General features: G+C 64.6%; 9 protein-coding genes. 8 read left to right on the plus strand and 1 reads right to left on the minus strand.

The window, feature by feature from the left end:
- Positions 1-118 precede the first annotated feature (118 nt).
- The 6 genes from PO883_RS27410 to PO883_RS27435 all read left to right on the plus strand — a co-directional run bounded on the left by PO883_RS27410 (position 119) and on the right by PO883_RS27435 (position 6,552).
- The gene (locus PO883_RS27410) at positions 119-250 is read left to right on the plus strand and encodes a hypothetical protein (protein ID WP_289312579.1); all 132 of its coding nucleotides are present in this window, start codon (positions 119-121) and stop codon (positions 248-250) included.
- A 193-nt stretch (positions 251-443) separates the two neighbouring features.
- The gene (locus PO883_RS27415) at positions 444-1,541 is read left to right on the plus strand and encodes a catalase family protein (protein WP_289312580.1); all 1,098 of its coding nucleotides are present in this window, start codon (positions 444-446) and stop codon (positions 1,539-1,541) included.
- A 51-nt stretch (positions 1,542-1,592) separates the two neighbouring features.
- A complete protein-coding gene (locus PO883_RS27420; protein ID WP_289312581.1) occupies positions 1,593-2,201 on the plus strand; it encodes a hypothetical protein in 609 nt (202 codons plus the stop codon).
- A gap of 7 nt (positions 2,202-2,208) precedes the next feature.
- Positions 2,209-3,579, plus strand: coding sequence for a Dyp-type peroxidase (locus tag PO883_RS27425; protein ID WP_289312582.1), 1,371 nt, complete (start codon positions 2,209-2,211; stop codon positions 3,577-3,579).
- A gap of 103 nt (positions 3,580-3,682) precedes the next feature.
- Positions 3,683-4,261 (plus strand): AraC family transcriptional regulator, encoded by a 579-nt coding sequence (locus PO883_RS27430; RefSeq protein WP_289312583.1) that lies wholly within the window; start codon positions 3,683-3,685, stop codon positions 4,259-4,261.
- A complete protein-coding gene (locus tag PO883_RS27435; RefSeq protein WP_289312584.1) occupies positions 4,192-6,552 on the plus strand; it encodes a hypothetical protein in 2,361 nt (786 codons plus the stop codon). The genes PO883_RS27430 and PO883_RS27435 overlap by 70 nt, the downstream gene beginning before the upstream one ends.
- 51 nt (positions 6,553-6,603) lie before the next feature.
- On the opposite strand, the gene PO883_RS27440 is transcribed toward PO883_RS27435, so the two are convergent.
- Positions 6,604-7,038, minus strand: coding sequence for a carboxymuconolactone decarboxylase family protein (locus tag PO883_RS27440; protein ID WP_289312585.1), 435 nt, complete (start codon positions 7,036-7,038; stop codon positions 6,604-6,606).
- Between the two features lie 91 nt (positions 7,039-7,129).
- On the opposite strand from PO883_RS27440, the gene sigJ reads away from it, so the two are divergent.
- Complete coding sequence (gene sigJ, locus PO883_RS27445; RefSeq protein WP_289312586.1) at positions 7,130-7,999, plus strand: RNA polymerase sigma factor SigJ; 870 nt, start codon at positions 7,130-7,132, stop codon at positions 7,997-7,999.
- Positions 8,000-8,330: 331 nt separating this feature from the next.
- Positions 8,331-9,653: TonB-dependent receptor domain-containing protein (locus PO883_RS27450; RefSeq protein ID WP_289312587.1), on the plus strand; the 1,323-nt coding region annotated here is incomplete at its 3' end.

Here is a 9,653-nt window from a genome sequence, read left to right on the forward strand (position 1 = left end):
GTTGATAGTGTCTTTCTTTTAGTTTTGGCCGGGTCGTGCTTGAAAAGCCTGTCGAGGGCGGATATTGGCAAAAATCAATTCCGCCTGAACAGGCTCCCATGGTTAACAAGGGATTACCGTGCGCAGGCGCACCGAGCATGGTTCCATCACACTTGCCATCTTCCCGGACCAACGCAAGCGTGCTCAGATATTTGGCGCGGCGGATATTTCTGAAGCACTGTTCGAGCGTTTCCGGGCGATCATCCCGTAGTCACAAGGTGCTTGCAGCAGGCACTGACCAAATAATCGAACGATCTTAGGCGCGCATGGTCCACTTGTCAGCGCGCATCCGCCTCGCACCTCACCATACTCCACCGTTCGAGCAAACATTCTATCGAACGCCACCGCACCATCGGTACACTCCTTGGCTCCATTGCAATATTACAAACAAGCGAGGAAGCCCCATGTCCACCACCACGTACGTCCCTTACAACGACAACCTGGAACAAAAGCAGGTAAACGAAGACCAGATTATCGACAGCGTGGTCGAATCGATGATGCGCGTAAACACCCGCGTGTTCGACAAACACCGCCACGCCAAGCGCGATGCCCACGCCAAGTGCCACGGGGTACTGGTCGGCCACGTCACCGTGTATGACAACCTGGCCCCGCACTTGGCCCAGGGCGTATTCGCCCGCCCCGCCACCTATCCGGTCGTGATCCGCCTCTCCACCGCGCCCGGCGACATCCACAGCGACAAGCTGCCGTCCCCGCGCGGCATGGCGATCAAGATGCTGGGCGTGGACGGCCCGCAGTTCCTGCCCAAGCGCCAGGACGCGACCACGCAAGACCTGCTGCTGGTGAACCACCCGGTGATCGCCTTCGGCCACGCCGCCGCCTACCTCAAGACCCAGAAGCTGCTGGAAAAGCACGCCGACGACCCGGACATGGTACGCCGCATCGTGGCCGCCCTCGCCCGTGGCGGCAGCAAGGCCATGCACGCGCTGGGCATCGAGAACCCGGTCGTCGATACGCTCGGCGCCCCCAACAACCACATCCTCGGCGAGACCTTCTTCAGCATGGCAGCGGTGCGCTACGGCGACTACGTGGCCAAGCTGTGCGCGGCACCGCTGTCGGACAACGTGCGCGCCCTCACCGGCCAGCCGCTCGGCGACGATGCCGACGACTCGGCCCTGCGCAACCTGGTGGTCGACTTCTTCGCCGGCCAGGGCGCCGAGTACGAGCTGCGCGCGCAGCTGTGCACCGACATCGCCACCATGCCGATCGAAGACGCCTCGATCGAGTGGCCGCAGGAAGCGTCGCCCTATCTGCCGGTCGCCAAGCTGACCATCCCGCCGCAGCAGGCGTTCAGCCCGGCGCGCCGCGTGTTCGCCGACGACATCCTCTCGTTCAACCCGTGGCACTGCATCGAGGCGCACCGCCCGCTCGGCTCCATCATGCGCGCGCGCATCAAGGCCTACGAGGCGTCGTCCATGTTCCGCCACGAGATGAATGCGCAGCCGCGCATCGAGATCGACAGCATCGGCCAGGTACCAGATTAAGTAGTCAAGCAGTCCAGGCAGTACCATTTTTTAAAGACTTAAGGAGCAATCATGAGCGATACCACCCCACAAAATACATCTTCCAATGACCTCGCGGACATCAAGCGCAAGGTCCAGGAGGTCCTGGGAGACGCCCCCGACCTGCTCAAGCTCGCGCTCGAAAACATGCTGCGCGAGCAGGACCCGAATACCGAAGGCCACGCGGGATCGGCCGGCCGCATCGGCCGCCAGTCCGGCAAGATCTCCGAACTGACCGCCATGGCCAACCTGAAGCCGGGCGGCGCCGACCGCCTGCGCCGCATCTTCAAGCTCGTCAACGGCAACTTCAACGGCGCGCAGAAGGTCTCGACCCTGCACGACATGCGCTTCGTGTTTTTTGAAAACGATACCAAGATCCTCTTCGCCACCACCTACGACGGCGACTGGGATACCTACATCGAAGACTTCGCAACCAAGATTCCCGACCTGATGGATTTGCTGTTTTCGTCCGTCGAAGGCTGGCCGGGCATCACCGATCCGGGCGTAAAGGACTTCATCGCCGGCCATCAGATCACCGCCGACGGCTGGTACGTCGCCAATCCGAACCTGTCGGTGGTCGAAACGCGCCGCCTGCAAAAGCAGAACGACGCGCTCCAGGAATTCCTGGACAAGATTGCCTGAGGTTTCCATGACGATCATCGACACCCTCAAGAACCTGGTCCACTCCTCGCCAACGCTGGAGCTGGACGACATCCAGGCCACCATCCTCTTCAAGCGTCCCGACCCTTACTTCGGCACCCACGTGCTGCTGAAAATCGACGAGGCCGCGGGCGGGCGCGCGCTGCTCTCGCGCCTGGCGCCGCACGTGCGCAGCGCGGCCGACGCGCGCACCAATACCACCGCATGGATCGCCGTGGCCGTGAGCCACGCCGGCCTGGTGGCGCTCGACATCCCCGAGGAGTCGCTGGCCAGTTTCCCGGCCGCCTTCCGCGCCGGGATGGCGGCGCGTGCCGACCGCCTGCAAGACATCGGCGCGAGCGCGCCGGCCAACTGGGAAGCGCCGTACGGCAGCGGCGACGTGCACGTGACGATCTCGATCTTCGCGCCCGATGAAGCATCGTGGAAGCACGCGCTGGCCACCGCGCAGAACGAATTCAAGGATGTCCAGGGCGTCACCTTGCTGGGCATGCACGACTTCGGCGCGCAGCCGGACAGCCTGAACCCGTTCGGCTACCGCGACAACATCAGCAACCCGGCCATCGATGGCGGCATCGAAGACCTGCTGCCGGGCCAGGGCGCCGCGATCAAGGCGGGCGAACTGATACTCGGCTATCCGGGCGAATCGGGCGTGCCGATGGCGATGCCGCAACCGCAAGCGCTGGGGCGCAACGGCACCTTCGTCGTGATCCGCAAGTACCAGGCCGACGCCGCCGCGTTCAACCGCTTCCTGCGCGACAACGCCGACGACGAAGCCGGCCAGGAACTGCTGGCGGCCAAGCTGGTGGGCCGCTGGCGCAGCGGCGCGCCGCTGACGCTGGCGCCGGAAAAGGACGATCCGGCCCTCGGCGCGGACCCGAAGCGCAACAACGACTTCACGTACAAGGACGACCAGGCCGGCCTGCAAGCGCCGCACGGCTGCCACATGCGCCGCATGAATCCGCGCGACAGCAAGCTGGCCGTACTGACCGACGTGAACATCCACCGCATCATCCGCCGCAGCACCACTTTCGGTGCGCCGTGGCGCGCCGACCTGCTGGAGGACGACGGCCAGGAACGCGGCCTGTTCTTTATCGGGATCAGCGCCAAGGCGCCGGAAACGGTGGAGTTCATGCAGGCCGAGTGGGTCGACCATGGCAACTTCATGGACCTGGGCAAGGAGCGCGATCCGATCCTCGGCCAGCAGGATGAGGACAGCACCTTCACCATCCAGAAACGCCCGGTGCGCCAGCGCATCCACGGCATCCAGACCTTCTGCACGGTGCGCGGCGGTGAATACCTGTTCATGCCCAGCCTGACGGCATTGCGCTGGCTGGCCGGCGAAGGCCGCGAAACGGCCTGACCGCAGCGCTACCCCATACCCGGCGCCGTGCCATGGCGGCGCCGGTTGCAGGCGCGTATCCTCTTTATAATGGAGGCTCTCTTTTTCAGGACGAGCCTACATTGTGAATACCGACGCCAGTTCGACGCCCTTGGCACGCCTGCGCAGCATGGTCGCCGCGCGCGCCGTGAGCGAAGGCCGCACCGATTCCATCTGGCCAGGCCTGCGCTACTACCGCTTTTCCACTCCTCTCCGTTACGACAAAATCCAGACACTCGCGCCGGGCATCGTCGTCGTCCTTCAGGGCCGCAAGTGCGCCCGTCTCGGCGCCAGCACCCTCGCCTACGACGAAATGAGCTGCCTCGTGCTCGGTGCCGAAACACGCTGCGAAGGCACCGTGGTCGAGGCCAGCCCCGGCCTGCCCTATCTCGCGATCCACATGGACCTGCCTCCCGACCTGCTGGTGAAGACCTTCATCACGCTGGCCGACGCCGCACCCTCGTCAACTGCGGACGTCACGCTGAACTACGTCGCACCGGTCGACGAGCGCGTGCTCGACGCGTTTACGCGGTTGCTGCCGGCGACGGACCTGGCGATCGACCGCGTTCTATCAATCTTACTAACAAGGCAGCCATGTCACCCCATAATACCCGTCAGGCGCGCACATTCAATGCCGCCGCGATCACTGCGCTCGTTTGCATAACGGGCCTGAGCGCCTGCGGGGGCGGCAGCGACGGAGGTACTCCAACCCCGACACCGCCGGTGGCCGTGCCAGTGGCGCAAGCGCCCGTATTCACATCGCAGCCACAGAACCAGTCGGTGCAGCTTGGCCAGGGCGTGACATTCAGCGCCGCAGCCAGCGGCACCGATTCGCTCAGCTACCAGTGGAGCCGCAATGGCGTGGCCATCCCCGGCGCTACCGCGTCGACCTGCACCCTGGCGGCAGCCCAGTCGAGCGACAATGCCGCCGTGTTCAGCGTCGCCGTGCGCAACGCTGCCGGCAGCGCCGATAGCGCAAAGGCAGCGCTCACCGTCACCAGCACCGGCCTGATAGCATTCGCCGGCGCCATCGCGGAAAAATCCGGACCGGACCCGCCTCCCGCCTTCGACATGATGGGCGGCCTGTCCATCGACGCCACCGGCAAGCTGTTCGTCGCGGGCGGCTATAACGTCACCAAGGTCACCAGCGCCGGCGCCGTCAGCCGCCTCCCGGTCGACCCGGTATGCAATACCTGGGCGGCGCGACACGACCAGGCAGGCAACGTCTACGTGTCCTGCTGGGCAGCCATCTACAAGGTATCGCCGGCAGGCGTCGTCAGTCTGGTCGCCGGCAACCGCGACGCGCGCGGCAGCACCGATGGCCAGGGCGCGGCAGCCCGCTTCGACAACCCGCAAGACATCGCGGTCGATGCCAATGGCATCGTCTACATCAGCGACCAGGGCCGCGAGACGGCCAGCTTGCGCCGCATCGACGCCGCCGGCAACGTGAGCACCATGGCCCTCCACACCTTCCGCGACGGCACCGGTGGCGGCAAGCCGATCACCCTGCGCACGCCTTCGGCGCTGGCGATTGACGCCGCGGGCAACCTACTGCTCATCGAAGGAAACCTGATCTACAAGATCACGGCGGACGGCACGGCCACCATCATCGCCGGCAGTGCGGACGGCGGATGGGCCGATGGCGACGCCTTCAACGCGCGCTTTTCGTCCCCCTCCGGCCTGGCCATCGATGCCGCAGGCACGCTGTACGTCAGCGATACCGGCAACGCCAGCATTCGCAAGATCACTTCCGACGGCAAAGTGCTGACGATCGCCGGGCGCTTCGAGCAGATTGGTTCGGCCGACGGCCAGGGCAACAAGGCCTCGTTCAACCTGCCACGCGGGATCGACGTGGACGCTGCCGGCAATGTGTTTGTCAACGATGCCGGCAACAAGACCGTGCGCAAGATCACGCAGGCAGGTGTCGTCACGACCGTGGCCGGCACCCCGGTTCTGCCACGTTCGAGCGGGTCGATCGACGGCCTCGCCCAGGACGCGCGCTTTTACGCGCCCAAGGGCATTGGCGCCGACGCGGCCGGCAACGTCCATATTGCCGATTCGCTCAACCACGCCATCCGCAGAATCACCCCGGATGGCGCCGTGAGCACCCTGGCCGGCTCCGCACGCGTGAGCGGCACGGCCGATGGCATCGCCGGACAGGCCAGCTTCCGCCTGCCGACCGAACTTTCCATCGACGCCAGGGGCAATCTGTTCGTGTTCGACGTGGCCAGCAGCCAGGCGCCGGGTATCAGCCTGGTACGTAAAGTCAGCCCGGCTGGCGTGGTGACGACGGTGCAGGTACCGGTCGACCCGCGCGATGTGACACCGGCCGGCAAACCGGCCACAGTCACGCTGCCGACGATGAGCACCGACGCGGCAGGCAATATTTACCTCGTGAGCACTGCCACCAACGCCAATAATTATTGCCCGACGCCGAAAGATCCGGGATTTTGCGACAGCCTGCGACGCGTCGCGCTGCGTCGCATCGCAGCCGACGGCAACGTCACCACCCTGGCGGACAACTACAACGGTACCGCACCGGGCGTATTGATGCTGGGGTACCGCTACGGCGGCATCGCGGTCGACAATGCCGGAGCCGTGTATCTGTCGGACCTGGAAGGTAACGTCATCTGGAAGGTCAGCGGCGGCGCGATGACCATCTTCGCCGGCGTCCCCGGCAAGGGTGGCGCGAGCGACGGCAAGGAAGAAGCGCGCTTCTCCACGCTTGGCCGCATGGCATTCGACAAGGCCGGCAACCTGTTTGTCGCCGACACCGGTAATTTCACGATCCGCAAAATCACGCCGGCCGGCCTGGCAAGCACCCCGGTCGGCACGCCTGGCAAGAACGAACTGGCGCTGGGCAGCCTGCCAGCAGTCAGCGGTATCGCCTTCGACACCCAAGGCGCACTGTATCTCACCGTGGCCAATGGTGTCATCAAGGTGGTGCTGCCGTAAGCAGTATCGCCGGGGCCGCAAGTGTGCGCGCCGGGGCGTGGTCGCGGTCAGCTATTCCGGCATGTTGGCAAATCCCACGGCAAGCCGGTTCCAGCCATTGATGGTCGAGATCAGCAGCGTGAGATCGACCATCTCCTCGGCGCTGAACTGCTCGGCCAGCGCCGCGTAGCTCTCGCCGGTATCGGGCTGCTGCGCGAGGCGCGTCATGGTTTCGGTCCACCTCAGCGCGGCCCGTTCGCGCGGCGTGAAAAATGGCGTTTCACGCCATACCGACACCGCATGCAGGCGCCGTTCAGTCTCGCCGCCATTGCGCGCATCGGTCGCGTGCATGTCCACGCAAAAAGCGCAGCCATTGATCTGCGAACTGCGCAGCCGCACCAGTTCCGCCAGCGGCTTGTCGATACTCGACGTGGCGATATACTGTTCGAGTGCTATCCATGCCTTGATGGCCTTCGGCGAAGCGGTCTGAAAATTGATGCGTTCCATGCTGGTTCCTTTTTGGTGAGATTGATTGGTTGGCCTTACAATCATTAGACGGGCCCGTCGCACCGTTTGTGACAGCTTCCCTCAAAAAAGAATGAACGACACTTTCACCCATCACTTCCACCAGCTGCGTCCACGCCTGTTCGGCATCGCCTACCGCATGCTCGGCTCGCGCGCCGACGCCGACGATGCCGTGCAGGACGCGTGGCTGCGCTGGAACGCGAATGACGCGCGCGCCGCGCTGGCCAGCGCCGACGCCTGGCTGGTCACCGTCGTCACGCGCCTGTGCATCGACCGCCTGCGCAGCGCCATCGCCGAACGCGACGCCTACATCGGCCCATGGCTGGCAGAACCGATCGTCACGCGCGCGAGCGACCTGCCGGAATCGCGCCTGGAGCTGGCGGGCGACGTCTCGATGGCCTTCATGCTCATGCTGGAGCGTCTCGGCCCCGAAGAGCGCGCGGTATTTTTGCTGCACGAGGTATTCGACTGCGACTACGCCGACATCGCCGCCGCCGTCGACAAAACCGAAGCGGCATGCCGCCAGTTGCTGCACCGCGCGCGCGAACGGGTGCGCGCCGGACGGCCGCGCTTTGCCGTCAGTGATGCAACGCACATGGATTTATTGGGGCGTTTCGTCACGGCCGCGCAAAGCGGCGAGCGCGCGCAACTGGCGCAGCTGTTCGCACCGGACGCCACATTCACGGCCGATGGCGGCGGCAAGGTCTCAGCCACCATCAACGTGGTGCGCGGTGCCGACAAGATCGCCCGCTTCTACGAGAGCATGGCGCGCAAGTACGGCGCCGCCACCACGTTCGAGCACGCGACCATCAATGGCGAGGCGGGTCTGCTGCGCCTTGTCGATGGCAGGCTCGATTCGACCATGTCGTTCGATATGGAAGATGGCAGGATCAGCGCGATCTATGTGGTGCGCAATCCCGACAAACTGGTGCGCGCGCTCTGATGCGCAACTCCCATGACGGATTTCCTTTTCCGGACAGGTCGGCACAATGGAGCCGGGTGCGTCAACACCGATGACCCGCCGCAGCACGTGCTCAGGCGCTGAAAATCGCCCTGCCGGCGGCGATCAAAATCCGCCCATTTACCTATCGAGACGTTACAATGACGGCATGTATTTCTTTCAACATTCCTCACCGCACAGGTGCAAGAAAATCATCTCCGCCAACCCATATCTGTGTGCCGTACTCAGGACGACATTCTCCCTGACCCTGTTCACGCTCGTCGGGCTGCCATTGACGACGCGCGCTGAAGATCCGGCAGTCGCGACAGTGACCGTGACAGGCAAGAAAGCGCCGGTCGTCAAAAAGATCGACAAGACCGTCCATGACGTGTCCAGCATGCCAAGGGCGGCCAACGGTAGCGCCCAGGACGTGTTGCAGTCGACGCCCGAGGTCGCGGTGACGGCCGACGGGCACATCTCGGTCAAGGGAAATACCCAGGTCACGGTCCTGGTCGACGGCAAGCCGACGGCGATGATGGCGGGCGATGAGCGGGCGCTGGCGCTGCAAACCATGAGCGGCGCCGACATCGCCAGCATCGAAGTGATCACCAATCCATCCGCCGCCTACAACGCCAATGGCGGGGCGATCGTCAATATCGTCTTGAAGCGCAACCGCAAACCGGGTGCGCGCGCGCAGATGCAGGCCAGCGCCGCCGACCACGGCCTGTGGAATGTCGGTACATCGGGCGACCTGACCAGCAAGGATATCAGCGTGCACGGCAACCTGGCGTATCGCCGCGACGGCACGCAAAAATTCCGCCGGTCGGCGGTCGAGTGGAATAATCCTCTCAGCGGGCAAGCCGGGACGACCGTGCAGACGTCGGAGATATTCGTGCGCCGCAAAGTCCACAGCGCGGCACTGGGCGTCGATGTCGCCCTCAGCGACACCGATAGCCTGAGCCTGTCGGCGAAATATAATGACCGCGGTTCGCGTCCGCTGCACGACACGCTGAACGTGGTCCGCGACGCTGCCGGCCCGACCATCTTTCATCGCATCTCCTACGGCCCCAATGAGCAGGCCGACGCCAGCGCCAGCCTCAATTACAGCCACCAGGACCAGGGGAGCGCGCTGAAGGCGATGGTCCAGCGCAGCCATACGAAAGGCTTGATCGACAAGTCATTCAGCGATGTATTCGTCGAACCGGCGCGCGCCACGGGCTACAGTCGCGGTGCCACCAGGTCGGCGCGCCACCTCAACCAGGCTACCGTCGACTGGAGCCGCGCGTCCGCTCACGGCCAGTGGGGCATGGGCCTCGATATCCAGGACCAGGTCAACGACCTCCATAACTATCAGGCGTCGGTCGACCGTGCGACGGGAGCGGAGACGCCCGATCCCGAGACGACCAATGGCTATGCCGTGGCCACCACGCTCAGTGCCGCCTATCTCACCGACCAGATCAGGCATGGGAAATGGGAAGCGCTTTTGGGCGGACGGATGGAGCGCATGGCGCTTCGGGTCAGACCGGCAGACGGCGCCATGCAGACAGGACGCTGGCAGGCATTCAATCCCAGCCTGCACCTGAAGTATGCCGCCAGCGACGAAGCCGACCTGACGCTCAGCTATCGGCGCAGCCTGCAGAGGCCCGATCCGCGCGAT

The sequence above is a fragment of the Massilia sp. DJPM01 genome (assembly GCF_030348125.1).
GTDB lineage: Bacteria > Pseudomonadota > Gammaproteobacteria > Burkholderiales > Burkholderiaceae_D > Telluria_A > Telluria_A frigida.